The organism is Pseudomonas sp. 10-1B (genome assembly GCF_000935045.1).
Lineage (GTDB): Bacteria > Pseudomonadota > Gammaproteobacteria > Pseudomonadales > Pseudomonadaceae > Aquipseudomonas.
The window spans coordinates 1-26,851 of record NZ_JYKS01000067.1 but is presented as its reverse complement, the minus strand read 5'-3'; the positions used below and the strand labels follow the sequence as shown (position 1 = coordinate 26,851).

Annotated in this window: 16 protein-coding genes and 1 other RNA gene; 6 read left to right on the top strand and 11 right to left on the bottom strand. The window is 59.3% G+C overall.

Translation table 11 applies throughout. The features are described 5' to 3' along the window. Positions 1-1,125: 1,125 nt before the first annotated feature. From TZ03_RS26305 to mobI, 3 genes are all read left to right on the top strand, one after another. The gene (locus TZ03_RS26305; protein WP_051101256.1) at positions 1,126-1,968 is read left to right on the top strand and encodes a transporter substrate-binding domain-containing protein; all 843 of its coding nucleotides are present in this window, start codon (positions 1,126-1,128) and stop codon (positions 1,966-1,968) included. Further along, positions 1,965-5,162 carry an EAL domain-containing protein gene (locus TZ03_RS26300; protein WP_051101255.1) on the top strand — a complete coding sequence of 1,066 codons (3,198 nt, stop codon included), beginning with the start codon at positions 1,965-1,967 and terminating at the stop codon, positions 5,160-5,162. Before TZ03_RS26305 ends, TZ03_RS26300 begins: the two co-directional genes overlap by 4 nt. Positions 5,163-5,665: 503 nt before the next feature. Then, positions 5,666-6,127, top strand: coding sequence for a conjugative transfer protein MobI(A/C) (gene mobI, locus TZ03_RS26295; RefSeq protein WP_023109112.1), 462 nt, complete (start codon positions 5,666-5,668; stop codon positions 6,125-6,127). A gap of 379 nt (positions 6,128-6,506) precedes the next feature. Here mobI and TZ03_RS26290 read toward each other — a convergent pair whose 3' ends face one another. Both TZ03_RS26290 and TZ03_RS26285 read right to left on the bottom strand, forming a co-directional pair. Then, on the bottom strand, positions 6,507-6,872 hold the full coding sequence (locus TZ03_RS26290; RefSeq protein ID WP_031638081.1) for a hypothetical protein: 366 nt from the start codon (positions 6,870-6,872) through the stop codon (positions 6,507-6,509). A 527-nt stretch (positions 6,873-7,399) separates the two neighbouring features. Continuing rightward, on the bottom strand, positions 7,400-8,383 hold the full coding sequence (locus tag TZ03_RS26285) for a hypothetical protein (protein WP_023109109.1): 984 nt from the start codon (positions 8,381-8,383) through the stop codon (positions 7,400-7,402). Between the two features lie 227 nt (positions 8,384-8,610). On the opposite strand from TZ03_RS26285, the gene TZ03_RS26280 reads away from it, so the two are divergent. Next, positions 8,611-9,186: a recombinase family protein gene (locus TZ03_RS26280; protein WP_034061324.1), complete on the top strand. Its 576-nt coding sequence runs from the start codon at positions 8,611-8,613 to the stop codon at positions 9,184-9,186. Between the two features lie 128 nt (positions 9,187-9,314). Further along, complete coding sequence (locus TZ03_RS26275) at positions 9,315-10,148, top strand: hypothetical protein (RefSeq protein WP_041167257.1); 834 nt, start codon at positions 9,315-9,317, stop codon at positions 10,146-10,148. A gap of 144 nt (positions 10,149-10,292) precedes the next feature. Here the strand turns inward: TZ03_RS26275 and TZ03_RS26270 are convergent, their stop codons facing one another. From TZ03_RS26270 to TZ03_RS26235, 9 genes are all read right to left on the bottom strand, one after another. Beyond that, complete coding sequence (locus tag TZ03_RS26270; RefSeq protein WP_051101254.1) at positions 10,293-11,348, bottom strand: AAA family ATPase; 1,056 nt, start codon at positions 11,346-11,348, stop codon at positions 10,293-10,295. Continuing rightward, entirely contained in the window at positions 11,348-11,557 is a 210-nt protein-coding gene (locus TZ03_RS26265) for a helix-turn-helix transcriptional regulator (RefSeq protein WP_225850701.1), read from the bottom strand. Before TZ03_RS26265 ends, TZ03_RS26270 begins: the two co-directional genes overlap by 1 nt. Positions 11,558-12,043: 486 nt before the next feature. Next, positions 12,044-16,945 (bottom strand): DEAD/DEAH box helicase, encoded by a 4,902-nt coding sequence (locus TZ03_RS26260; protein ID WP_014754487.1) that lies wholly within the window; start codon positions 16,943-16,945, stop codon positions 12,044-12,046. A 140-nt stretch (positions 16,946-17,085) separates the two neighbouring features. Beyond that, the gene (locus tag TZ03_RS26255) at positions 17,086-18,291 is read right to left on the bottom strand and encodes a tyrosine-type recombinase/integrase (RefSeq protein ID WP_014754486.1); all 1,206 of its coding nucleotides are present in this window, start codon (positions 18,289-18,291) and stop codon (positions 17,086-17,088) included. 173 nt (positions 18,292-18,464) lie between these two features. Then, positions 18,465-18,856: a transfer-messenger RNA gene (ssrA, locus tag TZ03_RS29390) on the bottom strand. Positions 18,857-18,954: 98 nt separating this feature from the next. Continuing rightward, positions 18,955-19,248, bottom strand: a complete 294-nt coding sequence (locus TZ03_RS26250) for a hypothetical protein (RefSeq protein ID WP_051101253.1) — start codon at positions 19,246-19,248, stop codon at positions 18,955-18,957. Positions 19,249-19,968: 720 nt separating this feature from the next. Next, positions 19,969-22,779 carry an FAD-binding and (Fe-S)-binding domain-containing protein gene (locus TZ03_RS26245; RefSeq protein WP_051101252.1) on the bottom strand — a complete coding sequence of 937 codons (2,811 nt, stop codon included), beginning with the start codon at positions 22,777-22,779 and terminating at the stop codon, positions 19,969-19,971. A gap of 74 nt (positions 22,780-22,853) precedes the next feature. Next, complete coding sequence (lldD, locus tag TZ03_RS26240) at positions 22,854-23,999, bottom strand: FMN-dependent L-lactate dehydrogenase LldD (protein ID WP_051101251.1); 1,146 nt, start codon at positions 23,997-23,999, stop codon at positions 22,854-22,856. A 63-nt stretch (positions 24,000-24,062) separates the two neighbouring features. Beyond that, a complete protein-coding gene (locus TZ03_RS26235) occupies positions 24,063-25,733 on the bottom strand; it encodes a lactate permease LctP family transporter (protein ID WP_051101250.1) in 1,671 nt (556 codons plus the stop codon). A gap of 256 nt (positions 25,734-25,989) precedes the next feature. Between TZ03_RS26235 and TZ03_RS26230 the strand changes: the two genes are divergently transcribed. After that, a complete protein-coding gene (locus TZ03_RS26230) occupies positions 25,990-26,757 on the top strand; it encodes an FCD domain-containing protein (protein WP_051101249.1) in 768 nt (255 codons plus the stop codon). Positions 26,758-26,851: the final 94 nt, after the last annotated feature.

The window sequence follows — 26,851 nt, the reverse complement described above, 5'->3', positions numbered from 1 at the left end:
CGTTTTTACTGGCTTTCAGGCAAAAAAAAAGACGTCCGTGGACGTCTTTTTTTGATCATTTGGTGGAGCCGGGGGAATTAAAGATTTATACATAAGATATTGTTTTAAATGGATTTATTTAAAAGTTCATTATTAAGTGCCCCCATAAGTGCCCCCGTGCACGTATTTCCGATGAGCGGCTATTTAAGGAGTTGAACTGGCGTCCTGAATCTCGTTAGCGACCGGGCGAGGCCAGTCAACCACCGGGAGCATTTAATAGAGTCGGTCGTGTACAGCACAACCTCGGTTAGCTGGCCAGAGGGTTTGATGCCCAGCTCAGACCGGTTGCTGGGTAGATGTCAGGTCACGCAGTTGGGTTTTTTCAGCGGCAGCGCACCATGGGCTCATCTAAGACGATTTGAGCTGAGGTGCGGTATGAGACACTCGATGGTTACCTGCCACAACTGTGGCAAAGCGATGGTTCCGAGAGCGTCATATAGCCGTGGTTTCTGGGGGTATTCGCCTTTGTCCAATCATTGCCCCTTTTGCCTGAGTGAGAACTGGCACGGCGGAAATCCAGCGTTAGGGGCTCGGCTGTTCGCGTTGGTAGGCCTAGCTCTTGGTGTTCTGGCCTGCGTATTGGTGGGGGCTCTTCTGTTCAAGGTGCAGTGGTGGCTTGGTGTCGAAGGACAGTGGTCTCTATTGACGCTTGGCACATGTGCTGTGTCGGTTACCGCGGGATACCATTTTTACAACTGGTTTGTTGATTGCTGACCGGTGATCGTGCTGTGGAAGGCAGCAATCGGCCAACAGCGGCCGGTCGTAACCGGCTGAAATCGACCCAAAACAGACGCTTCACATTATGAGTACAATGGTTCCAATTGTTTCTCTGGATGACCAGCCAGTACCAGTTGCGCGTCCAGCACTGACTCGGTCGACAGTCGCCGAACCGATGCGACACCGGCCCCCGCAAAATCCGACACCTGCCCCTGGCAGTCGGCTTATCCGACATTTTTATAGGCATAGTGCTGTAGTGACTATCCTTACACCTGTGAAACGCGCCATTCCCAGCAGGGAACGAGGGCAATGAAGATAGGCATCGGTCGGGAGGCTTTGTAGCGAATGGGGCAAGGAAGCATCTTTTTCATGAAGCGGCCATACCTCGTAGCAGCCATTCTCCTGGCTCTACTGACAAGCGTATTGGCGTTCAGCGTTCTGGAGATCGGTGGCGAAGACGCTCTGACCCGTTACCAGCACGGCTTGCCGCTGCGAGTCGGCTATGCCCTCGAAGCCCCCTTCGTCATGCTCGATGCCGATGGCGACGTCACCGGGGAGGCGTCGGAGGTGTTGCGTCACGTGCTGCATACCCTGGGGTTGGAGCGCGTGGTCTGGTTGCACAGTGATTTCGGCAGCCTCATCCGAGAGCTCGAAAGCGGCCGGATCGACATCATCGCGGCCGGCATGTTCGTCACTGCGGAGCGTCGCGAGCGTGTCCTGTTCAGCCGTCCGACTGCGCTCATTCGTCCCGGCCTCCTGGTTCGGCGCGGCAACCCATTCAATCTTCTTTCGCTGGCAGATTTTTCCAGCCAGTCAGGGGCTCGTCTTGCCGTTATCGACGGCTCGATTGAGCAACAACAGGCACATGCCGCCGGAGTTCCCGAGCGCCGGCTCAAGTTCTTTCCCGATGAGGTGAGCGCAATGGCGGCCATTCGTGCAGGGCAGGCCGACGGCCTGCTCTTGTCGGCCGTGTCGCTGCGCTACCTCATCGACAGGAATGGCGCCGAGGCATTCGAGCTGGTTGCGGCGCAAACGGAGCAGGCGCCAGGTGCCCCGGCCTTTGCCTTCCGTCGGCAAGACTCCCGCCTCCACGAGCAGGTAGATCAGGCGCTGGCCTCCTTCATCGGCAGTGCCGAGCATCTCCAACTGGTGGAAAAGTTCGGGTTTGTCGCCAGCGATCTGCCGAGCGCAACGGAGGAGTCGGAACGATGAACAGAAGCTCAGCACGCACGGTCAATCCCGTACCAGTTCTCGTCGCCTTGGCGCTCTTCGTCACTGCAGTCATGGCGCTGATGGTGTTCTCGAGCTTTCGCTGGGACCAGATATTGCGGCAAGGGCTGCTGCCCCTCGATCAGCTGTCTGAATCGCGGCGGGCGGCGACCGTGGCCGAAGTGCATCTGGAACGGGTCCTCGATGGCGACCCCGCGGTGACCGCGGAGCTGGTGATCGCCAGCCTGGAACGAGCCCTGGCGGCAAGCAGAGAGCTGGCCGCCGGCAAGGGGCACCTTGCCGGCCTCACCATCAACCGGCGTCCGCCGGCCGAGATTGTCCAAGCGACCGAGGCGTATGTGCGGGCTCTGAAGGCAATGGCGCAGGCAATTCGCGATCGCCTGGCCAGCCCCTCACCGACTTCCGCACTCGCCTTGCGCGTGCATTATCGCCAGATCGATGTCGCCGCATCCGAGCTGGAAAGCATCATTCTTCACGAGGTTGCAGCAAGGCATGAGCAGCAGCGCTGGCTCGCGGCCCTCAACATTGCCCTGACAGGCGGCTTGGCCCTGCTGCTCCTGCATATTCTGGCGCGCATCGAACAAGGCCGCGCCCAGGCCTTTACCGAACTGGCTGTCAACGAGTCGCGTCTGCGCGCTTTCGCCTCGGGCATTCCGGAACGCTCGTTTCTACTCGATGCCAGCGGGCGTTACCTCGAAGCCTATGGCATCGGCACGGGCGGGTTTGCCATGCCGACAGAGCAGCTTATCGGCCGGCAGATCACCGACATGCTGCCGCAAGGCGTGGCCAGCGGTTGCCTACAGGTCATCGCGACAACCCTTGCCAGCCGGCACACCAGCAATTATGAGTATTGCCTGCCGATCGATGGCCAAGAGCGCTATTTCGAGGCGCGCATTGCCCCGGTCGGGGACACCGACACGGTCATCTGGTTGACCTGGGACGTCACCGCACGTCATGCCAGCGAACAACGCGTGCGGGATCTGTCGCGGTTATACGGGTTTCTCAGCCAGGTCAGTCAGGCCATCGTCCACAGCACGACCCAGGATGAGCTGTTCGAGCGGATCTGCACCTGCGCACGGGAGCAGGGACGCTTTCATGACGCGCGTATCGAATTGCTCCAGGCTTCGGAGTCCGAGCCGCAGCAACCCGAAGACCCGGGACCGACGACAGCCTTGGCATCGACCTATAGCGGCGAGGTGGTGGAGGCATGGCAGAACAACAAGGTGGTATCTCTGTCCCGGCTGCAGCGCCTGGTCAGCGTTCCGCCATGGATCGAGACGCTGACGGCGGCCGGCATGGAGGCCTGGGTCGGCATCCCGTTACGCCGCGGACAGCGCCTGACGGGGGTGTTGCATCTCGCCAGCCCCAGGCTCGATCTGGAGCGCGCCGACGAGCAGGCACTCTTCGAAGAGATTCGGGACGAAGTCTCACTCGCGCTCACGCGCTTCGAGATCGACCAGCAACATGCCGCGCAGCAGGCCCATCTCGCACTCCTGGCCGCGGCGCTGGAGAACTCGCGGGACGCGGTGCTGATCACCGACCTCGGCGGGCACATCGTCATGGTCAATCGCGCGTTCAGCGATCAGACCGGATACAGCGCTGCGGAAGCCGTCGGCCGTTCCCCGCGCCTGCTCCACTCTGGGAGTTATCCCGAAGCCCTGTTCATCGACATGATGAACACGCTCGCGCACGCAGGCTGCTGGCAAGGCGAGGTCATGAGCCAGAGCAAGAACGGCATGCCACTGCCGCACTTCATGTCGATCGGCAGTGTTCCCGATACCGAGGGCAAGGCCGCCCACTATGTCTACGTGATGACCGATCTGACCCGGGTGAAACAGGCCGAAGAGCGACTCGATGCGCTGACCTATCTCGACCCGCTCACCGGGCTGCCCAACCGGACCCTGATCTGGTTGCGGCTCGAACAGGCCGTGGCGCAAGCCCAGCAAGCCAACGCCGGCGTCGCGGTGCTGGTCATCGATTTCGATGACTTCCATACCGTCAACGACGGTCTTGGCCATGCGGTCGGCGATGAGCTGCTTTGTATGGCGGCGCAGCGGCTGTCCCGCGAGCTCGGGGCGCATCGCATCCTCGGCCGCCAGGGCGGCGATGTGTTCGTCGCCGTCGTCGACAATTTGGCCGACAGCGCAGCGGCCGGGATTATCGCGCAACAGCTTATCGATGCGTTCAGCGAGCCCCTGCAGCTGGCCAGCGCAGGCGAGCTGTTCGCCCAGTTCAGCATAGGTCTGGCGCTCTTCCCCGATGACGGTGCGAATGCCGCCGAATTGCTGCGCAACGCGGAAGCCGCACTGAATGACGCGAAGCGCTCGGGGCGCAAACTGTGGCGCAGCTATGCCCATCACCTGACCACTGCTGCCAGCTCGCGGCTGACGCTGGAAGCGCGTCTGCGGCGTGCCCTGCGGCTGGGGTTATTTGAATTGCACTACCAACCCCTGGTTTCCTGCGCGGATGGCAGCATCATCGGCGCGGAGGCCTTGGTGCGCATGCACCCCGATGCCGACTGCCCGGTGGGCCCGGCCGAATTTATTCCCCTGATGGAAGAAACCGGCCTTATCGTCCAGCTTGGCGAGTGGGTTCAGCGCGAGGCTTGCCGGCAGGGTCGCCAATGGCTCGATGAGGGGCGTACGCCCGGCATCATCGCGGTCAACCTTTCCTCCATGGAGATCCACGGCGGCCGAGTCAAGGAACAACTGCAAAGGATTCTCGAAGAAACCGGATTTCCTCCGGCATGCCTGGAGCTGGAGGTCACGGAGTCCGGCCTGATGGCGTATGGGTCACAGGCCGAACACTTCCTGCACGACCTGAAGAGCCTCGGTGTAGGTCTGGCGATCGACGACTTCGGTACCGGCTACTCTTCGTTGGCCTATCTCAAGCGCTTTCCCGTGAACAAACTGAAAATCGACCGCAGCTTCATCAACGACATCCCCCACGATGCCACGGATGTGCAACTGGCGATCACCATCATCGCGATGGCCAAGAACTTCGGTTTGAACGTACTGGCCGAAGGCGTTGAAAGGGAGGAGCAGCGGCGTTTTCTGGCCGAGAGCGGCTGCGATTTCTGGCAAGGCTACTTGTGCAGCAAGCCCCTGCCTGCCAGGGAGTTTGCCGCGCATTTCCTTCCAGTTTGCGACAATTCAAGGCGTACTGAACTGCTCTAACTGGAGGCTGCATACGGTGTTGTTAAGCATGCGCCGTATTTTTCCAGGCCCTTATAAGTTCTGGTTTTGCGCCAAGGCGCTCGCGCTAAACCGGGTAGGGAGGGCAAGTCGCTCCCCGCCTGACGACTTGGGTAAGGAGATTTATTTATAGAGGTGACTGGCCGCTCCTGGCCGATTTCTGCCTTTCGTAACTGGCAGAAATTGGCCAGTTGCAGCTTGCTAGGGATACACGCCCGCTCGCTGTCATCTGCTTCTAACATGTCGACCTTGTTTCGCAAAGGGTCAAGGTTGCCGTCGTCATCTATCGTGCATCCTTTGCATGTTATGTTTTTCTGCGACTGACATGTCGTCATCCGTCGGTCATCTGATGCGAAGCTGGGTCACAGCCTGAGCCAGTCCGCCCACTTACCGTAGATTTCCGACGGTAGAACGGTCTGAAATCGAATCCCGGGTGCTCAGCGATCGGTCACCATTTGGCTCTTACAAAGAAGAGAGCTTTCGTCATGAGCAAAGAAGCACAAACGATAGTCACCCTGCTGGATCAGCAGTACGAGCAGCTGCTTACGGACGCTAGATGCTTGGTAGCAAGCTATGTGGATACGTCCATGAAGCTGTACAAAAAGACCGGGGTCAAATCTGTTGTGGCCGGCGTATCAATCAAGCAGGTGAGCCCGAATGCGTATTCGATCTACTGGTGCAAACTGGTGCCGCTGCAAGGACAAAAAAACAAATTCGCGCCCCTGACTATTGCCAAGGGGAATGGCAAACATAAATACCCGGCTTCCTCGTTTGAGTTTGTTGAATATCCATACCGTCACCTCGTTCTGCAAGTTGAGGGGCGGCTTGCGGAGATTCGCCGCGTTGCGAGCGAGAATCGTCAGCTACGTCGGACGTTGGTCGCTTATGAGAAGAAGCTGTCTAGATACCAAACGCTTAATCATGGCGACCTCTATTCGGCAGGGTAGCGGCTGAGTACCTATAAGCAGTGCCGAACAGATTTGACCCGATTGTAAATCCCGAAAGCCCCGTGCAGCTTGGTCTGGCGGGGCTTTCTCGTACCAGCAGTGAACTATGGCGAGATATATTGCTGCGCTTGATCAGGGAAGGCGACGGGTTCGGGCTATAAGCAGTGTAGGGCGCTAAATCTACTCGTTGTCAGCCAGCAGGACCATGCAGGCGGGGGCGGAGGCCGTATTTGCTATTAGCAGTGACGCTTACGACCAAGTCAGCCGGCCAGCTTTCGTTTGTATTAGTAGTGAAAGGCTTCACTTTCATAAAATAAACATTGGTAGGTGCCGTTCCAGCTGGTACCTGTGTCGCGTAGCGGGTGGTGGCGGTAACGCGCTATCTCTCACTGCCACGCTGCTGCTCGAATGCAATGCGGTTAATTACGCACATGGGGATGGGGTAGCCCTGGATGTGTGTCGTGAGGGCCTCATTGCCTGCGATCACCATGATGCAGGATAGGCCTCTGCGGAAGCGCATTCCTCGTCCCGAGTAATTGCGCGGGATGATCTCCCATGTTTCGTCGTCGTAGTAACAGCCAACGATTTCTGACCAGTGCGATTGGATGCCCGCGCCCATGATGCCTACTGGGGTCAGGCAAAAAATTTCTACCTGGGTTTCCTGCCCAAGAGGTACAGCGTAAACCCGACCGTTTGGTGCAATAGGTGGGAAGTATTGCCCGTTACCGAGGTGACGAAATTCCATGGTGGTGCTCCGGATAGATGAGGTCGCTAGACACTCTCCGGTAGCTTCCTGAAAACCCAAGGTCAGCTGTTGTCAGCGAGTCGGCGCACGAGTTTATCTTGCTGGGCAAGCTAGCTCGCCACATGGCGTGCGTGCATGTAGCTGATCTAAACGCTTCGGCGTTTTGCTCACTTTCGCTAGGGTGCCGAAACTGACAGCCCTTCCGAAGTCATCCCATGACCTCACAGGCTTGGGAAAATACTGCGTATCGCAGCGGTAGGGTGCCCTGCCGTTGGATTTGGATCAGCGCCCGCTGCCAAAAGAGGCAGCGGGCAGTTTGCTGCAGGTAGCTGGCCGTACCGCTGAAGACTCAGTCGTCGCCACGCTTTTTGTCCAGACGCGCTGCGACCATGTAGCCAATAGCGCCTGCGATGGTCAGCGCACTGACGACGGCAAGCACGGCATATACAAGCAGCTCAAAACGATCCATGCCCTTACTCCTTTGATTTGAGGTCTAAAGGTTAAGGGCTTTTGATCGAATCCCAAATCTACTGTGTGACGGCTTTGCGCCCGGTGCCTGCAGGCTCTTTCCGCATGTAGGCCCTGGCACCGACGTACGCATCAGTTTCCCAAATATGCAAATGCCCTAACTCGTAGGCGACGTCATTCCGAGCCTCCAGATCCTCATCGTCGGGTGCTTTTCCTCCAAGAATCGGGGCGTGGTGACCAGACGTCCGCTGGTAGAGCTCGCAGGCATATGCTGCGCGACAGTCATCAATGTTTAGTCCGTGAGAAAGTAAAAGCTCTTGCGCTGCAGGTAGGTTCTTTGATTTCCATGTACGCCAAGCTGCAGGCTTCGGGCGCCTGCTGCCATGTCGTTTTTGAAATGCTGCGGCCTTATCCAGAATGACAATTTGCTCAGGATCAGAAATATTAATGATCCGATGCTCACGCTTATCTTTGCTGAACGCATAAAAGATGTTTTCCGCCTCGGCTTCTTTATGAGCATCTTCTGCGTCGAAGAAAAAAGCGTCTAGCATTGACATGCCGAGGTATCGAACCAATCTGATCAATGTTGCTAGCTGCTCTGAGTGGAGAGCCTGAATATCTACCATCGCGGCTTCAAACCTAGTTCGGTCAAGACCGCGAGGTACCGTAATCCGTGCATGGCTTGGAAAGCCAAGCCGGCTACCAGCATCAGCGGCTGAGCCCTTCCAGCGTCCATCACTTGCGAAGCTCATTACTGAATGTACAGTCTCAAGCAGAGCGATTACGTTTTGCTGCGGAAGGTTCCCTTGGTATGCCTGGATGTACAGCTCTTCCCCGTACTCCCTCACAAGTTTTTTATTGACGAATTCCAGGATATCCACCTCATGAGAGTCCCTGGCATAAACACAGAACTGCGCCCATTGCTGGTCGTGGATCATGGCCTCGTGTTGCCCAAGTAGACCGCGTCGGACTGCCTCCCCGAGTACCGCCGAGCCGGCCTTGGTCAAGTCCCGATCAAAATGTGAGTGGAAACTCTGCTTCATGGGTCATTTCTCCATTCAGCTCAGGTGCTGAGCTGCTAAAGGAAATGTTGAGCGAGAAAAAATATCCTGGGCTTCGTTTTCGGTCGCATTTAGCGCCTGAAATTGACGAGCGCATCCATCCCGTAAACGGTCGTTTATGGCACACCTATTCCAAATGATCTTTTGGACTTGGGATTTACCGCTTTCCTGTCACTTTTCCTGTACCGAAATCAGTGTGAGAAAAACGTATGGGAAAGCGGATTGGGTATGCCCGAGTGTCGACTGATGATCAGAACCTCGACCTGCAGCGAGATGCACTTGCTCTGGCTGGGTGCTCAACAGTCTACGAGGAGACCATGAGCGGCAAGTCGGCGGACAGGCCGGAGCTTGGGCATTGCCTAAAAGCTCTGCGTAGTGGTGACACTCTGGTTGTCTGGCGACTGGACCGCCTCGGTCGTTCTCTGCCTGACTTGGTTGGGATTGTCAGTAGCTTGGAGCGGGAAGGGGTGGCCTTCGAATCCATGACCGAACGAATCGAAACCACCAGCGCTGCCGGTAAGCTGATCTTTCACGTGTTCGCTGCCCTGGCGGAGTTCGAGCGCAACCTCATTCGAGAGCGAACTCGTGCAGGGCTGGCTGCGGCTCGTGCCCGTGGGAGAAACGGTGGACGCAAGCCTGCGCTGGATGATCGTCAGGTACGTGAGATACGAGCTCTTCTCAGAGATCCTGAGATACAGGTAACCGATGTTGCCCGACGGTATGGCGTTTCTCGAACAACGCTTTACCGCTACGTCGGTTCGCAGAAATCATCTGCGGTCGTTTAAGTGGTGGTGGTATTTTCCGCTGAAGTTGTCCAGATAATTTTGGGCGCTATGACCTGGCAGGCAAGTGACGGATGTCTCCGGCGCACTACGTGTGCCGTACTACCACTGAATAAAAATAGGGAGTTTTCATGTCGGTGCATTTTTCTGTGAAGGGATGCGTTGGTACCTTGCTGTTGGTTGCGCTAGTTGGGTGCTCCAGTACCCCGAGGGTCACGTTGCCAGAACCTAAAAATGTTCCTCGCGAGAAATGGTCCGATGCCATGCTGGTTCTGGAAGCCATGCGCATCGATGGTCAGCGCGATATTCCAAGGGAAATGGTCGGGAACGAGGTAAATAACTTGAGCGCGCTGGGGTCTTCGGGAGGCTCTGGAGGTCTGGCGACGGCAGGTTTGGGATACGTGTCACCTCCAACTGGTTTTAGCAGCGCAGGAGCAGCCTCTCTTGGCGTCGGGTTGTTCTTGCTGGGTGGTGGCAGCGCTGGCCCTGTCTATCATTACCAGGTTGCTGCGTGGGTGCCTGAGGAACTCGCGTCTAACCCAAAGGAGGCATCTGCGTTGGTCAGGTTGGCCTGGCTTGATGCGAGAGAAAAATACTTCGGTGGGAAAATCTCAAAGTTGCGTCATGAGCCGGCTAAGTACGCTGACGGATCAGGCAAGAAATACGACAGGCTTGCAGATTTGGCTGCTGGGAACCCTGCACCGTTCGACGCTCCGGCGAGCGCTGCGCCAGCATTCATTTCGGCCGAGAAAGCCTACGGCCCGATTTTCCTGACCGATCCCTCAGGCGAACTATTTGCTGACGCTAGCAGAGCTGATAAGGACGGCATGGATGCGCTGGCGGGTATTGCTCGTCACCTGCCCGAATGGATATATGCATACTACCCTGGACGGAATTGGCCTAAGGACTTCCGACCTGCCGCTATTTACAACAAGAACGGCAATCTCTATTTCATTGGGAAGTAGTTCGTGGTCGACCTGTGCGCCTGGCGTGCCGGGGTTTTATCTGCGGAATCAGTCATACAGACTCTCTCGCGAGTCGAAGGCGTTCAATAAAAACGAAGATGCTCAACACGAGTATTGAGCACCTTCGACGTGCGTTGAGCGCCTTCAGGGAGCGGTGGGAAGCTCCCATGCCCATCCGCCCTGCATACCTGTTTTGTGTGAACGTATACCTAGCTGTTTCTGGGCTCTGCGAAGTGACGCCGAAGAAATGCAACGTTCTTCAGCTAAAGCCATCAACGCATTGATTGCAACAGGCCCAGCTTGCAACGTCTCCTCAAGAAAGCTGCGCGCTTCTTGAGTAGCTGATGCGGGTCTGGCGTCACCCGTTTGCTCGATAGCAGCGAGAATGGCTTCAGCGCTACCATCGATGGCCTCTCCCCATCGGATGCAGGTTGTCTCCAACTGCTCGTCTATAACGATGGGCTCAACGAAATACTCGATTCCTCCGTTATCAATCGAAACGTTGGACTTGGCTCGGACAAGCACCCTGGCTTCTGAATTTTGATCCTTCTCTGCCACCAGTACAGTGCGAGCGAGCGCGGAGAATGCCTGGCTGCCGATTACACGATTAGCGGCGGAGGACTGGGCCGTACCTTTGCTCAGGTGAGATATGCCGAGGACAGCGCAACAATGCCGCTCTGCAAAATCCACTACCATTTGTAGCCCTTGCCGAACCTCGTTTGCTCGGTGCATATCCCCACGAATAAGATTGATCAGTGGATCGAAAATCAGCAATGAAACGCCGTCAATACGTGCTGCTGCCTCATTCAAAAGGGCAAAGTTGGCTGCAGGATCAAACTGTCGCCTGTTCCCGCGCTGATCACTTAGCCCTTCGATTATGTGCACGCGGGTTAGGTCTGCATCTGCAGCCGTAAGGCGGGGAATGATCGTGTCAGCGATACCATCCTCGCCGCTCCAGATTACGATGTTGCCTGCTTCCTCACATTTGCTGCCGTCTGGCCAGTCACCACCTCTGCTGAGCGTGGCGGCCAGCGAGATTGCCAGCGTGGTTTTGCCGCATCCACCTGCGCCGGCAAGAATGGATAACTTTGCCTTTGGCAGCCAGCCTGGCCAAATCCACTGGATTTTTTCCGCTGGGATATCGACCGCTGCTGTGAGTTCTATCATCCAGCCCGGTTGTTGAGGTGTTCGGCGCTGCATTACAGCGCCTCCCTTTGCCGAATCCAAGCCTGGACTTCGCTATTACGCCAACCGACGCTGGAGCCGCACAAAAGGCGCTGTCGCGGGAAAAGGCCTTCCGAAATTTTCCGATAGATCGTTGAACGTTTTAGGCCGACGATTGCCTCGACATCGCGCAAACGAAGAATTTTGTCATCGTCGCTGACATCGTCAGAGTTGCTAACGTGCATTGCCATAGGTTTGAGTCCTAGGTTCTGAAGCGTGGGGCAGCGTCCTCCGGCACTACTGCTAAAAAGGGTAAAAGACGGATATCGGCTGGCTATATAGCGAGCAGGGGCATTTGCCACACGCATAGGTATATGCGCGTTTCCGAGATTGATGTTCGGTAGCGTCGGAGGTCGTTGTGGGCTACAGAAGTTCTAGGGCCCTAAGGCTTCTAGTGGCAGAACGGACTGAGAGTGTCCTGGCCAGATACGCAAATCAACCAAGGGCAGCTGATGCGGGCCGTTCAGCGGATGCGAACGAGGCGAAGTTTTTAACATCGTTACCAGGGCGACGTGGCGGACCGTTGCGGATCGATATGGATCGCTTGGGACGAACACTATTTAACATGAGAGTGCCGGGCTGGCAATCAGCAGGTGCTCTGCCTTGGTTGGGAAAGGGTGGCCCAACCAAGGCAATAGTTGACTGAGTGCTCAGCGTTTTATCGGACTCAACTAGTCATCTGTACCGATATCGAGTTTGGGCAATCCCTTGACGATTTTCTGGGTTTCCAAGCTCACGGTGACCACGCGCTGGAACAGCTCCAGAGGGTATTTGGGGTTGCCCATGGTTTCGGTTGCCCAGTCGTTGGCGTCGTTGACGATGCCGCTGGCTTTGTCGGTGCGCACGGCTTGGCGTTCCATTACCCAATCCAGCGCAGCTTTGCCGTTGACCACGTAATCCCAAGCCACCTCGGGGATGCCCTTGAGGGTGATACGGGGGTTATAGATGACTGTGGTTTTGTCGCCCTTCTTGGCGAACTTCATCTTCTCCACTCGGTAGTCGGCATCGGTCAGCGTGCCCTTGGCCTCGATGGTCAACGGGTACGGCTCGACAGTTTCGTAGTTCAGGTGAAGGTCAGCCAGGGCGCGGCCTGCTTTGCTGAAAGCCCAGAAGTCGGCGGCCTTCTTGACAGCCGGGATGCGCGGCAGCTCTTTGCTCAGGTTGTCAGCAAAGCGCTCGCGGTAGTCTGGGGAGTGCAGGATGCCGTAGACGTAGTAGAACAGGTCTTCTTTGCTGATCTGCTCGCCGGGGTAGGTGGTATTGAAGTGTGCAAGGCCGGCATCGGTGATGGCATCGCGCCGGCGCAGCCCGGCTTCAGTGGGCTCGGAAAAGAGATCTTTTTTCGAGGCCTGTGCGGTTTCGTCGTAGAGGTACAGGGGGAAGCACTGCGAACCCTCAATATCCACGAAGTGAAGGCTTGGTACATGGCGAGAAATCAAGGCGCTAAATGCAACCTTTTCACCTGTGGCAGAAACGCCGATCACCAAATTCTCAGCCACGGCATCGGGAAAAATGCGCGGCATCTGGTAAACCATCTCGTTGAATCGACGGTTGAAGTACAACCATTGCTTGGTGAAAGGGCGATAAAGTGCAGGCACCAAGCAGTCGACCTCGAAGGCATAGCTGCGATCTTTGCCAAGATCCTGCTTCAGTGCGCGAGTCCAACTGATGCGTGTCGGATCGGTGTCAATAAATCCATCCACCTGAGCCTGACGGCCCTTGGTATCCAGCCCCGGATGCGCCGCATTGAAGCGCTTTACTTCAGCGTTGTAGAAACCAATCATGCCTTCCATATTGGTCGCTAATTTGGCTTTGCAGGAATTGAAGGCCCAAGCATCACGCTGAGTTTTCACGCCATTGGAGTAGTTGTCGAACAGTGTAAGTGCGCTTTTGTCGTCCTTTTCGCCCAACACAATGAACTGGTTAAAGCTGTCGTCACGCTGCTTAACCCAGTCCCCGTGCTCATCCGGGGTGATCGGCTGCCACTGCTCGATGCCGGCCACGCTGCTAAAGCCGGCGATCTTCTCCAGCTTTTCCTCACGGCTGAGGTAGTCGCCTATGTCGTTGAAATTAATCTGGCCACAAGCCTCTGCGTTAGGATTCTTGACCAATAGGGAGATGGCAATAGGCGCTCGACTACCCATGCCAAACACGTTGTCCTTTTCCTTCCGGCGTGTTTCACCTGATGTGCGGGCGTTCCCGCGCAGATGGAACACATACAGGCTGGAAAACTCATCATTTAGGCACTTCCGCAGTCCGTCAGTAGTGCTGGCATCTACAAAGCCGGCGTTGGTAACAAAGCCGATGATCCCGGCATCACCGATACGATCGCTGGCCCATCGGATGGCGCGAATGTAGCTGTCATACAGCGAGTTCTTGTTGGTTGCTTCAGAACGCGCTCCGTATGTATCACGAATGCGTGCGTCCAATGATGGATAGGGCACATTGGCATTGTTGGCATTGGCATCTCCTTGACCAACCGAATACGGCGGATTACCCACAATCACCCGTATATCCAAATCCTTCTGGCGCTGACGCCGGGCGCTGTTGTCCTCCAGCAGCGCGCTTACCAAATCGTCCTTTTCGTACATCTGGAAGGTGTCGGTCAGGCAGATACCTTCAAACGGGGTGTATTCGTCAATCACTTCGCCGTGGTATGCCGCTTCGATATTGATGGCCGCGATGTAGTAGGCCAGCAGTACCAGCTCGTTGGCGTGAATCTCGTGTCTGTATTTGTGCGGCAGCTCGTCCGGCTTGATCAGGCCTGACTGGATCAGGCGGGTGATAAAGGTACCGGTGCCGGTGAACGGGTCAATGATGTGGACGCCCTTGCTGCCCAAGGTCTGGCTGAACTCCTGCTGCAGCAGGTGATTGACGCTGTGCAGAATAAAGTCCACGACCTCAACCGGGGTGTAAACGATCCCTAGGCGCTCAGTCATCTTGGGGAAGGCATTGCGGAAAAACTTGTCGTACAGCTCGACGATGATCTTCTGCTTGCCTTGGGCATTGTTGATGCCGGCAGCGCGTTGCCGCACGCTGGCGTAGAACTTATCCAGGGTATCGGCTTCCTTGGCCAGGTGATGTTCATGAAGCGCGTCCAGTACGCCTTGCATGGCCTTGGACATGGGGTTGTGGCTGGCGAAGCTGTATTCATCGAACAGCGCGTCGAACACTGGCTTGGTTACCAGGTGCTGGGCGAGCATTTCGACAATCTCGCCATCGCTGATGCTGTCGTTGAGGTCGTCGCGCAGCTCGGTGGCGAAGGCATTGAATGCGGTCTTTTCCTGGATGTTGGCAGGGTTCTCCAGGATGCCCTGAATGCGGTCGATATGGGTGCGGGCGATCTTGGCGATGTCGTTGGCCCAGTCTTCCCAGTGGTGGCGGTTGCCGCACTTGTCAACGATCTTGGCGTAGATGGCCTTCTCGATTTCCCCCACCTCATAGGCCAGCTCGGCCTGCTGGGTCATCTGGCCTTCGACATCGTACTTAGCGCGTTTCTCACCAATGCCGTACTGGCCTTTGCCTGCCTGGCCGTTGCTGGTGCCACTAGCTTTCCTGGCCTTTTTCTCGGCCTTGTCGGTGATGGCGATGACTTCCATCTTGCGCGGGTCAGAGCCAATCAGGTCGAGCTTATTGACCATGGCGTCGAAGCTGTCGTCGTGCGAGCGCAGTGCCTGAAGCACCTGCCAGACCACCTTATAGGTCTGGTTGTCGTTGAGCGCTTCATGGGGCTCCATACCGGCAGGAATAACCACCGGCAGCACCACATAGCCACGCTTCTTGCCCGGTGCGTTGCGCATTACCCTGCCAACGGATTGCACCACGTCGACCTGGGAATTACGCGGGGTGAGGAAAAGCACGGCGTCCAGCGCTGGCACGTCGACACCTTCAGACAGGCAGCGCACATTGCTGAGGATGCGGCAGGTGTTGGCTGGCGGTTCTTCCTTGAGCCAGTTGAGCTTGGCTTCCTTGGCACTGGCGTTCATGCCGCCATCGACGTGTGCGGCTTCGCAGATGATGCGTGAGGCCTCATCGATGTTTTCTGACTCCTGATAAGCTTCTACCACCGACTGGAACATGCTGGCGATGTTGATCGAGCTGACCTTGTGCTTGGTGCCCTTGTAGTTGGGCGAGATGACCTGGCAGAAAGCTACAGCGCGCTTCATGGGTTGATCATCACCCACCAGGTTTTCCGCCAGTCCCTGCTTGGCCAGCGCCTTCCAGCAACCGACTATCTTGGCGGCGTCATCTACCTTGAGCTGGTTGTTCTCGTCCTTCAGCATGTCCTGAAGGCGGCGGCTGATGGTGCTCTCCTCGACGGTGAGTACCAGCACTTTGTAATCAGTGAGCAGGCCGCGCTGAACGGCCTCGGAGAAGTTGATGACGAACAGCTCTTTGCCGTACAGCGCCTCGTCATCCATCGAGCACAGTGTGACTTCGCCGGACTCAGCCTTGAGCTTGGCGTTGTCGCCATAGATGCGCGGCGTGGCGGTCATGTATAGGCGTTTGCTGGCGCGGATGTAGTCGGCATCATGGATGCGCACGAAGGTGCTTTCGTCGTCATCATCAAAGGTTGCGCCGGTAGTGCGGTGCGCTTCGTCGCAGATCACCAGATCGAACGTGGCCATGTCATGCTCATGCTGGGCGCGGCTGATCACGTCGATGGAGTGATAGGTGGAGAACACCACGCTCATGTGCTCGGCATCGTGGCGCTTGAGCATTTCCGCTGCGAGGCGATCCGCCTGGGTGGTAGCCGGGTAGCGCAGCTCGTGGGTGAACACCTGAACCGCGTCATCCTCTGCTTTGCGCTTCTTGCCTACGTCACTGTCGGAGCAGACGGCAAAGCTGTGGAGCGGGGTGGTACTTTCCTGCGTCCATTCGGTAAGGGTCTGCGATAGCAGCGACAGGCTGGGCACCAAGAACAGTACGCGCTTACCCTTACCGGTCTGCTGCTCGGCAATCTTCAGGCTGGTGAAGGTCTTGCCGGTGCCGCAAGCCATGATCAGCTTGCCGCGCTCGGCATCCTTGAGGCCGGCGGCTACGGCGTTTAGTGCGGTCTGTTGGTGATCGCGAAGCTGCTTCTTGGCCTTGAGGGCGACTGCCTGATTGGGTTGATACTTGGCCCAGTCAATTTGGCTGTCTTCCAAGGCTTGTAAGTCGATCTTACTGACTGGGGGCTGCTGGCCTTGAAGCGCATCCTCGGCGTGCTCGCTCCAGTTGTTAGTGGTGGTAACGATGACGCGGTGCGAGAACGGCGTTTTGCCCGAGGCGGTAAAGAAACTGTCGATGTCTTTCTTCTGGACTTTGTAGTCCTCGGCATACAGCTTGCACTGGATAGCGTGGTATTGGCCGGTGCCCTGGGTGCGAGCCACTAAATCAATGCCAGCATCTTTGCCGCTGAGTCCTTGCTCCTTGGCCCATTGCGCATATGTCCATACCTTTTCGTACAGGTCGCGGTAGGTGGCTTCGTTGCGCAGATAAGTGCAAACCAGCTCTTCGAAGTAAGTACCTTTTTCGCGTTCGGTGACAGAAGCGCTGCGGTAGGTAGTGAGCAAGGCTGATAAGGCTGACATCGGCAGGAATTCCTTTTGAACTATGCGTGGCGCATTGCAGACGCCAAATCCGCGCAGTTTAGCAATTCAGCCCGTACTCATGCGAAGCGATGGTGCTTGTGCTGGTTTCAAGGGGGCCGGCTGATGGCGCGAGCGCGCATTCAGTTTTTTATCGAGTCCAAATAATCGGCCCATGTCTGCATCATTTCGCGGCGCTCCGGCAAGAAGGTGGTTCGATCGTACGCACGTCCCAGCGGATTTTTTACCGTGTGAGCAAGCTGATGCTCCAGGAGATCGGGGCGAAATCCTAGCACCTCCGCACCTATGGTTCTCGCTGTCGCACGAAAGCCGTGCCCAGTCATTTCGTCGCCGCTGATGTCCATGCGGCGTAATGCGCTGAGTACGGCATTGTTGGACATCGGCCGGTCGCCTCCTCGTGCCGAGGGGAAGGCGTACCGATGTCTGCCGGTGAGTGGTTTCAGCTCGCGCAGAACCGCGACTGCTTGTTGGCTGAGAGGAACCAAATGATCCGGCCGATCCTGTTTGGTGGCAGTAAGCCCTTTCATCTTGTGACCAGGAATCAACCATTCGCCCGTATCCAGATTGACCTCCGACCACTCCATGTGACGCAGGTCTCCGGGTCGGCAGAACAGCAACGGAGCCAGTTTTAAGGCACAACAAACAGGCATCGTTCCGCTATAGCTATCCAGTGCTTTAAGCAGAGCGCCGAGCTTTTCAGGGTCGGTCACGGCAGCAAAGTGTTTCACCCGCTTGGCTGGGAGCGTACGTGAGAGATTCCCAATCTGGTTGGGTGGGGTGATGCCGGCAGCTTCGGCGAACTCGAAAATTTGCTTGTAGATCTGAGCAACACGACGTGCTGTCTCGCGCGCGCCGCGCTTGATGATGCGCTGGAGGTTTTCTACCAGCATAGGCGTGCTGATGCTGCTGATCGGGAGTTTCCCCAGCCAGGGGTAGGCATTGAGCTCAAGGCGCTGCCGCACCGTGCGGGTGTACTCCGGGTCCCAGGAGGACTCGCGAATACTCAGCCACTGCGTGGCAACTGACTCAAACGTGTGCTGGTGATCGAGCTGGCTGACCACCTTGGCCATGCGTCTTTGCAGTGAGGGGTCTTGGCCGCTGGCGAGCTGGACACGAGCATCATCACGTTTTCGCCGCGCCTCCTGCAGGCCGACCTCTGGGTAAACGCCAAGAGCCAAGCGTTTTTCCTTGCCCAGAAAGCGATACTTCAAGCGCCAGTAACGGCCTCCGTTGGGCTGCACTTCCAGGTACAAACCTTGTTCGTCATACAGGCGGTACGGCTTGTCCTGGGGCTTGGCGTTGCGGCAGTTGGTGTCTTTCAGGGGCATTGGGGGCACATCCTCTCCGAGCGAGCTGATGAGCGTTTTATGCCCCCATATATGCCCCCGTCAACCGTGGGATGCCCTGGGATCAGCTGGGAAAACGTGGGCAAGAAAAAAGCCGTAAAGCGTTGATTTCTCTAGGCTTTACGGCTTTTCTGGGTCTTCCTGGGAAGACAAATTGGTGGAGCCGGGGGGATTTGAACCCCCGTCCGCCAGTACTCCGCTGTCGGTACTACATGCTTAGCCGTGTCTACTGAGTTAATCCGCAGCCGCCCGACGGGCAGGGTGCTTTGGACGAGTTGGGTAAGTTTTAGTCGCTTTGCCCCCAACGTGCTACACGACGATCCTGTTCTGTATGACAATCATTTCGGGTTTACAGGCATCCCCTGATGATTGCTGGAGCCGAAGCTACCAGGAGAGCGGGCTCAGCTGCTTACGCAGCGAGAGCGTAACCCTCGTAGTTTTCGTCATTGGCAACTATAGAAAGTTGCAACAGTGGATTTACGAGTTCTGTTACCAACTCGGCATGCACCTAGAGTTTCGCTACCGGCGTCGAATCCTAATCGGCCCCACACTAGCTCTAAGCTAACGCACCTTACGGCACGTACGGCTGAGTATACGCGCTAAAGCGGGCGGCGTCGACAGCAGGTTCCGCCGCCCGCTTCGGGGTCAGGCCCCACTGCCACCGGCCGAGCCGCTGCCTTTCTCGGTTTTCTCCAGGCGCTCCAGCACTTTGCTGGTGATGGCGATGCATTCCTTGGTGTCGCCCGAGGCCTGGGCGGCCTTGGCTTTGTCGACGTGCTCGGTGATGGCTTTGTCCAGGCCCTCGGAGCTGGCGCCGGCGGTGGCCATGCTGTCATCGATCTTTTGCAGGTTGGCGGTGCACAGGTCTTCGGCGGCGAACACCGGCGAAGCCAGCAGGGTGGCGGCCGCGAACAGGGCCGAAAGCGCGGTACCTTTCATGGGAGTCTCCTCTGGGGCCTCTGGAAGGTGGGCCTGTAGGGTGGACTGTGGCGATTTCGCGAGGGTTCAATCTTTGCGGCTGTAGGTAGATTTTGAACCTGAAATTAAATGTTTCGGGTGGGAAGCCAAAACCATCCATGCTCTGATGCCAGTCGGTTAAGCAATGTGGGCTTATAGGCGCCCGCCGGGGTTTTTGCAGCGCCTGTGAGACCGAGCGCCGCCCGCGCGGCGCATCGCGAGCTGCGCTCGCTCCTACGTTTGTTTCGGGCCAGTAACGCTTGTGACAGGCGCGCGCGGCCGCCTTGTTGGTACGACGCGATATCGAGCCATGCGCCAAGGCGTTCGCGCGCAAATCCCACAGGCATGATTGGCCCGAAACAAACGTAGGAGCGAGCGCAGCTCGCGATGCGCCGCGCGGGCGGCGCTCGATCGCACAGGCGCTGCAAATGCCCTGGCGAACATTCCCCAGCCCCAAGCGGCTTTGCCGGTGTTCGCGGCTGAAGCCGCTCCCACAGGTTTCTGCGTGAGTTCGAAGCCAGTGAAGCACCTGGGGCGGCCTTGTGTCGCGAAAGGGCTGCGCAGCAGCCCCGGGATTTCAGCGTCTGTGCATGAATCGTGGGGCCGCGTTGCGGCCCTATCGCGACGCAAGGCCGCTCCCACACCGCTCCCACACCGCTCCCACACCAAGCGCTCCCACACCAAGCGGGTGCATGCCTGCGGTCAGATACTGCGTGGCCGGGTAACGCGGTCGACCAGGTAGACCAGGCCGTGGTAGTCGATGCCGCTGTGGCTGCTCAAGCCGATCTCGCAAGTGCGGCTGGTGGAGATGCCTTCGCTGCAATACTGCACCGCATCCTTCAGGCTGCGCAGCGAGTGGGCGTTCAGCTCGGGGTTGGTGAAGCCTTTGTCACCGGCAAAGCCGCAGCAATGAATGCCTTCCGGGATCACCACCTGTTTGCTGCAACGCCGCGCCAGGTCGATCAGGGCCTGGCTTTCGCCCAGGTGCTGGGTGCTGCAGGTCACGTGCACGGCCACCGGCTCGTCCTGGGGGGTGAACTCCAGGCGTTCGAGCAGGTGGGTGCGGATGAAGCGCACCGGGTCGTACAGGTCCAGCCGGGTTTCGCCCAGGTCTTGCACCAGGCGCAGGGTGCAGGGGCTGGTGTCGCAGTAGATCGGGTCGAGGCCGCCGCGGCTGGCGTGCAGCAGGGCGTTGATCAGTTCCTGGCGTTTGTGTTCGGCCTGCTCGGGGTAACCCTTGGAGGCGAACGGCTGGCCGCAGCACAGGCTGTCGGCGTCGTCGGGGAACACTACCTGGTAACCGGCCTTTTCCAGCAGGGCGCGGGTCTTGTCCAGCAGCGAGCTTTGCTCGCGGTCGGCATAGGCCGGGCCCATTACCCGCGATACGCAGGCGGCCAGGTACACCACGCGGGGGCGGGCGTCGTTGCTGGCTGGGCCGAAGTCCAACGGGCGCAGCGGTTGTGGCATGGCCGGTGTCCACTGCGGCAGGCGGCCTTTGCTGGCTTTGCTCAAGGAGGCGCTCAGGCGGCCCAGGCGCGGGGCGCCGAGTAGCTTGCGTGCGCTGTTGGCGGCGGTCAGGGTCAGGCGGGCGCCGCCCAGGGCGGTGTGGAAGTGCTCGGCCAGCCAGTCGGCGGTTTTTTCGTGGTCGGCGGCTTGGCTGCGCAGCTTCTTCACCAGTTCGCCAGTGTTGATGCCGACCGGGCAGCGCTGGGCGCACAGGCCGGTGGCGGCGCAGGTGTCGATGCCTTGGTACTGGTAGGTCTGGCGCAGTTCGCGGGTGTCGATGCCGGCACGCTGCTTGGCCTGGATGTCACGCCACATGACAATGCGCTGGCGTGGGCTGAGGGTCAGGCCTTTGGATGGGCACACCGGTTCGCAGAAGCCGCATTCGATGCACTTGTCGACGATCTCGTCGGCTGCGGGTAGCGGCTTGAGGTTTTTCAGGTGGATGTCCGGATCGTTGCTCAGCACCACGTCGGGGTTGAGGATGCCGTTGGGGTCGAGCAGGCGTTTGAGTTTCCACATCAGCTGGTAGGCGTCATGGCCCCATTCCAGTTCCACGAATGGCGCCATGTTGCGCCCGGTGCCGTGCTCGGCCTTGAGCGAGCCGCCGAACTCCACCGCCACCAGTTGTGCCACGTCGTCCATGAACGCCTGGTAGCGGGCGACTTCTTCGGCGCTGTTGAAGCCTTGGGTGAAGACGAAGTGCAGGTTGCCTTCCAGGGCGTGGCCGAAAATGATCGCTTCGTCGTAGTGGTGCTTGTCGAACAGCTGGATCAGGCGGTTGACGCCTTCGGCCAGTTGCTCGATGGGGAAGGTCACGTCTTCGATGATCACCGTGGTGCCGGTCTGGCGCACGGCGCCGACGGCGGGGAAGGTGTCCTTGCGGATTTTCCACAGCTGGTTGTACACGGCCGGGTCTTCGCTGAAGTCGACCTGCTGTTCCAGCGGGAAGTCGGCGATCGAGGCCATGACCTGTTGTAGTTGCTCGTGCAGCAGGCTCTGGCTGGCGGCGCGGGATTCGATCAGCAGCGCGCAGGCATTGTCCGACAGGCCTTTTACCCACAGCGGCATGCCGGGCATGTTCTGCACCGAGCGCAGGCTGCGGCGGTCGAGCAGTTCCACGGCCGAAACCGGCTGGCGCTTGAGCACGGTCACCGCGCGACAGCAGCTTTCGACGCTGGGGAACACCAGCAGGGCGCTGGCCTTGTGCGGGTGGTCGGGCACGGTGTCGTAGGTGACGGCGCTGATAAAGCCCAGGGTGCCTTCGGAACCGACCAGCAGGTGCTGCAGGATGTCCAGTGGCTGGTCGTAGTCCACTAGCGCGTTAAGCGACAGGCCGGTGGTGTTCTTCAGCCGATATTTGTGCCGGATGCGTTCGGCCAGTGCGATGTTGGCGCGGGTTTCACGGCCCAGGCGGGCCAGCGCTTCCAGCAGCTCGGCGTGGCTGTTTTCAAAGGCAGCGACGCTGGCCGGGTCTTCGCTGTCGAGGCGGGTGCCGTCGGCCAGCACCAGGCGCAGGCCGGCCAGGGTGTGGTAGGTGTTCTGCGCGGTGCCGCAGCACATGCCGCTGGCGTTGTTGGCGACGATGCCGCCGATTTTGCAGGCGTTGATCGAGGCCGGGTCGGGGCCGATCTTGCGCCCGTAGGGGGCCAGCCAGGCGTTGGCCTGGGCGCCGATGACGCCGGGTTGCAGGCGGATCTGTTCGCCTTGGTCACGGATCTCGCGGCCGTTCCAGTTATCACCGAGCACGATCAGTACCGAGTCGCTGATGGCCTGGCCAGACAGGCTGGTGCCGGCGGCACGGAAGGTGACCGGCACCCGCTCGCGCTGGGCCAGTTCGAGCAGGCCGACCACTTCGTCCTCGGACTCGACGCGTACCACCAGCTTGGGGACTAGCCGGTAGAAGCTGGCGTCGGTGCCGAAGGCCAGGGTGGAGGTGGGGTCGTCGAAACGGCGTTCGGCGGGGATCAGGCGCTCGGCATCACGCAGGAACGCGGCGGGCAGGCTCATGCAGTCTCCTCGCGGGGCTGTAGCGTCTGTGCGCCACATGCCCCGGTCAATCAGGCGGTGTTTCGTGCAGGCGTTCAGGCGCCCAGTTCGCGTACCAGCGAGTCGCGGGTGATTTCGCTGATCGACTTGGCACCGGTCAGTACCATGGCCACGCGCATTTCCTTCTCGAACAGCTCCAGCAGGTTTTTCACCCCGGCCTGGCCATGCACGGCCAGGGCGTAGAGGAAGGCGCGGCCGATCAGTACGGTGTCGGCACCCAGGGCGATCATGCGCACCACGTCGAGGCCGCTGCGGATGCCGGAGTCGGCGAGGATTTTCAGATCGCCTTTGACCGCGTCGGCAATCGCCGGCAGGGCGCGGGCGCTGGACAGCACGCCGTCGAGCTGGCGGCCGCCGTGGTTGGACACGACGATGCCATCGGCACCGAACTTGACCGCATCGCGGGCGTCATCGGCATCCAGGATGCCCTTGATGATCATCGGGCCGTCCCAGAATTCGCGGATCCACTCCAGGTCTTTCCAGGAGATGGATGGGTCGAAGTTGTTGCCCAGCCAGCCGATGTAGTCGGCCAGGCCGGTGGGGTTGCCACGGTATTTGGAGATGTTGCCCAGGTCATGCGGGCGGCCCATTACCCCCACATCCCATGCCCACTCGGGATGGGTCATGGCTTGCAGCACGCGGCGCAGTGGGCCGTTGCTGCCGCTCATGCCGGAGTGGGCGTCGCGGTAGCGGGCGCCGGGCACGGGCATGTCGACGGTGAACACCAGGGTCTTGACCCCGGCGGCCTTGGCCCGCTCCAGGGCGTTGCGCATGAAGCCGCGGTCCTTGAGCACGTACAGCTGGAACCACATTGGCCGGTCGATGGCTGGGGCGACTTCTTCGATCGGGCACACCGACACCGTGGACATGGTGAACGGAATTCCGTGCGCCGCCGCCGCGCGCGCCGCCTGCACTTCGCCCCGGCGGGCGTACATGCCGGTGAGGCCGACCGGGGCCAGGGCCACCGGCATGCTCAGGGTTTCGTCGAACAGTTTGGTCTCGAGGCTGAGCTCGGACATGTTGTTCAGCACGCGCTGGCGCAGGGCGATGCCGGCCAGGTCCGAGACGTTGTGGCGCAGGGTGTGCTCGGCGTAGGCGCCGCCGTCGGCGTAGTGGAACAGGAACGGAGGCAGCTTGCGTTGGGCCGCGGCGCGATAGTCGGTAGAGGCGGAAATGATCATGGATTCTCGCAGCGTTGCTTGTGGGGATTGCCGGGCGCGCACTGGCGCCCGGCCCCTTTCACTTTAGTGATGAACCAGCATGCCGGTCAGCCAGTAGGCCTGGACCAGGGTGATCAGGCCAACGATGGTGGCGAAGAACAGGCTGTGCTTGACGGTGAAGCGGAACAGGTCGGATTCCTTGCCAACCAGGCCGGTGGCGGCGCAGGCCACGGCGATGGATTGTGGCGAGATCATCTTGCCGGTCACGCCGCCGCTGGTGTTGGCAGCCACCAGCAGGGTGTCGTTGACCCCGATCTGGTGTGCGGTGGTGGCCTGCAGCGAGCCGAACAGGGCGTTGGACGAGGTGTCCGAGCCGGTCAGGAACACGCCCAGCCAGCCGAGGAACGGCGAGAAGAACGGGAACGCAGCGCCAGTGCCGGCCAGCACCAGGGCCATGGTCGAGGACATGCCCGAGTAGTTGGTGACGAAGGCGAACGCCAGCACCATGCCGATCGACAGGATTGGCCAGCGCAGCTCCCAGAAGGTTTCCTTGAAAGTGGTCAGACCAGTTTTGAAGTTGATCTTCAACACTGCCATGGAGATCAGCGCCGAGAGGAAGATCGCGGTGCCGGTGGCGGAGATCGGGTCGAGCTTGAACACCGCTGGCATGGCGGTCGGCGCGGCGACGATCGGGGCGGTCTTGATCACCAGCTGGTCGAGGTGCGGGATGGCGAAGTTGAACACGAAGTCGTACATCGCGCCGCCTGGGGCGAAGGCTGCCTTGAACGGCTTCAGGGTCCAGATGGTGACCAGCACGGTGAGGATCAGGAAGGGCGACCAGGCCTTGAAAATCTCGCCGAAGCTGTAGGGGCTTGGCTGGCTGCCGCTTGGCTGCACCACGGCGGCGCCGACGCTGCCTTTGGCCTCGCTGAACGAACGCTTGGGCTGCCAGACTTTCAGGAACAGGGTCAGGGCGACCAGGCTGGCCAGGGCCGAGGTGATGTCCGGCAGCTCTGGGCCGATGAAGTTCGAGGTGAAGTACTGGGTGACGGCGAAGCTCAGGCCGGCGACCAGGGCGGCAGGCCAGGTTTCCTTCACGCCACGCAGGCCGTCCATCATGAACACCAGCCAGAACGGCACGAACAGCGACAGCAGCGGCAGCTGGCGACCGGTCATGGCGCCGATGTGGAAGGCGTCGATGCCGGTGACCTGGCCGGCCACGATGATCGGGATGCCCAGGGCGCCGAAGGCCACCGGTGCAGTGTTGGCGATCAGGCACAGGCCGGCGGCGTACAGCGGGTTGAAGCCCAGGCCCACCAGCAGCGCGGCAGTGATCGCCACGGGTGCGCCAAAGCCCGCCGCGCCTTCCAGGAAGGCACCGAAGCAGAAGCCGATCAGCAGTACTTGCAGGCGCTGATCGTCGGTAATCGACAGCACCGAGCTGCGGATTACTTCGAACTGGCCGCTCTTGACCGTGAGTTTGTACAGGAACACCGCGGCAACGATGATCCAGGCAATTGGCCAGAGGCCGTAGAGGAAGCCATAACCCGCGGCGGCGAAGGCCATGTCGACAGGCATCTGGAAGGCGAAGATCGCCACCAGGATCGACAACGCGAGGGTGATGCTGCCCGCCACATGGCCTTTGAGGCGGAACACGGCGAGGGCGAGGAAGAAGAACACGATGGGAATGACCGCCGCCAGTGCGGACAGGCCAAGACTACCAAGCGGGCTATAGAGTTGTTGCCAGGTTTGCATATGGGGTGGCCCCTAATTGTTGTTGGTCAGGCGCTGGCATTGGATAATTGGTAAGACCAATTTACAATGGCTGGTCGCTAGGTTAAAAGCGCTTTCGTGGGTGTGTCAATTTGTCCTGTGCAAAACTTTGGTCGTGTGCCGATGAGCGGGCGCCTGATGCGCTGGGAAAATCGTGGCTTGGTGGGTGTTTGCGCGGCGTGGATCGGCGAGAATAGGCGCCCCCTGAAATTTGCCGGGGGTTTGTGGAGAGCATGTGATGGTTTTTGATCAGGTCCGCCAACGGCGCCTGTCCGACGACATCGTCGATCGGTTGGAAGGGATGATTCTGGAAGGCACGCTGACCTCGGGGCAGCGGCTGCCGGCCGAGCGCGTCCTTGCCGAGCAGTTCGGCGTGTCCCGCCCGTCACTGCGTGAGGCGATCCAGAAGTTGGTGGCCAAGGGGCTGCTGGTCAGCCGCCAGGGTGGCGGTAATTTTGTTGCCGAGTCGCTGGGGTCTACGTTCAGCGACCCATTGCTACAGCTGCTGGAGCACAGTGCCGAGGCGCAGCGTGACCTGCTCGAATTCCGCCATACCCTGGAGGCTTCCTGTGCCTATTACGCGGCCCAGCGCGCCACCGAGCCGGACCGTGCGCGGCTGAAGGCGGCCTTCGATACGTTGCAGGACTGCTATGCCAGGGTCGATGAAGTGACCCGGGCGGAGGAAGGCGCGGCCGATGCGCGCTTCCACCTGGCGATTGCCGAGGCCAGCCATAACGCCGTGCTGCTGCACACCATTCGTGGTTTGTTCGACCTGCTCAAGCGCAACGTGGTGACCAATATCGGCGGCATGTACCAGCAACGGACCGAGACCCGGGACATGCTGATCAGCCAGCACCGGGAGCTGTACCTGGCGATTGTCGAGGGTAGGGCGGATGATGCGCGGGAGGTGTCCAGCCGGCATATCCTGTATGTGCAGGAGGTGCTGGAAGAGGCGCATGAAGAGGCGCAGCGGGTGGCCCGGGCGGAGCGGCGTAGCGGGCGTTGAGAGCAGGCTCTTTATGCTGGGTCGCGGTTCTTGTGGGTGCAACTGTCTTGTATGGCCTGAACTGGCCTCATCGCCGGCAAGCCGGCTCCCACAG

What these genes read in the sequence shown, in the direction of transcription:
- TZ03_RS26305 (WP_051101256.1), top strand. Translation starts at nt 1,126, where the DNA reads ATGAAGCGGCCATACCTCGTAGCAGCCATTCTCCTGGCTCTACTGACA.
- TZ03_RS26300 (WP_051101255.1), top strand. Translation starts at nt 1,965, where the DNA reads ATGAACAGAAGCTCAGCACGCACGGTCAATCCCGTACCAGTTCTCGTC.
- mobI (WP_023109112.1), top strand. Translation starts at nt 5,666, where the DNA reads ATGAGCAAAGAAGCACAAACGATAGTCACCCTGCTGGATCAGCAGTAC.
- TZ03_RS26290 (WP_031638081.1), bottom strand. Translation starts at nt 6,872, where the DNA reads ATGGAATTTCGTCACCTCGGTAACGGGCAATACTTCCCACCTATTGCA.
- TZ03_RS26285 (WP_023109109.1), bottom strand. Translation starts at nt 8,383, where the DNA reads ATGAAGCAGAGTTTCCACTCACATTTTGATCGGGACTTGACCAAGGCC.
- TZ03_RS26280 (WP_034061324.1), top strand. Translation starts at nt 8,611, where the DNA reads ATGGGAAAGCGGATTGGGTATGCCCGAGTGTCGACTGATGATCAGAAC.
- TZ03_RS26275 (WP_041167257.1), top strand. Translation starts at nt 9,315, where the DNA reads ATGTCGGTGCATTTTTCTGTGAAGGGATGCGTTGGTACCTTGCTGTTG.
- TZ03_RS26270 (WP_051101254.1), bottom strand. Translation starts at nt 11,348, where the DNA reads ATGCAGCGCCGAACACCTCAACAACCGGGCTGGATGATAGAACTCACA.
- TZ03_RS26265 (WP_225850701.1), bottom strand. Translation starts at nt 11,557, where the DNA reads ATGCACGTTAGCAACTCTGACGATGTCAGCGACGATGACAAAATTCTT.
- TZ03_RS26260 (WP_014754487.1), bottom strand. Translation starts at nt 16,945, where the DNA reads ATGTCAGCCTTATCAGCCTTGCTCACTACCTACCGCAGCGCTTCTGTC.
- TZ03_RS26255 (WP_014754486.1), bottom strand. Translation starts at nt 18,291, where the DNA reads ATGCCCCTGAAAGACACCAACTGCCGCAACGCCAAGCCCCAGGACAAG.
- TZ03_RS26250 (WP_051101253.1), bottom strand. Translation starts at nt 19,248, where the DNA reads ATGAAAGGTACCGCGCTTTCGGCCCTGTTCGCGGCCGCCACCCTGCTG.
- TZ03_RS26245 (WP_051101252.1), bottom strand. Translation starts at nt 22,779, where the DNA reads ATGAGCCTGCCCGCCGCGTTCCTGCGTGATGCCGAGCGCCTGATCCCC.
- lldD (WP_051101251.1), bottom strand. Translation starts at nt 23,999, where the DNA reads ATGATCATTTCCGCCTCTACCGACTATCGCGCCGCGGCCCAACGCAAG.
- TZ03_RS26235 (WP_051101250.1), bottom strand. Translation starts at nt 25,733, where the DNA reads ATGCAAACCTGGCAACAACTCTATAGCCCGCTTGGTAGTCTTGGCCTG.
- TZ03_RS26230 (WP_051101249.1), top strand. Translation starts at nt 25,990, where the DNA reads ATGGTTTTTGATCAGGTCCGCCAACGGCGCCTGTCCGACGACATCGTC.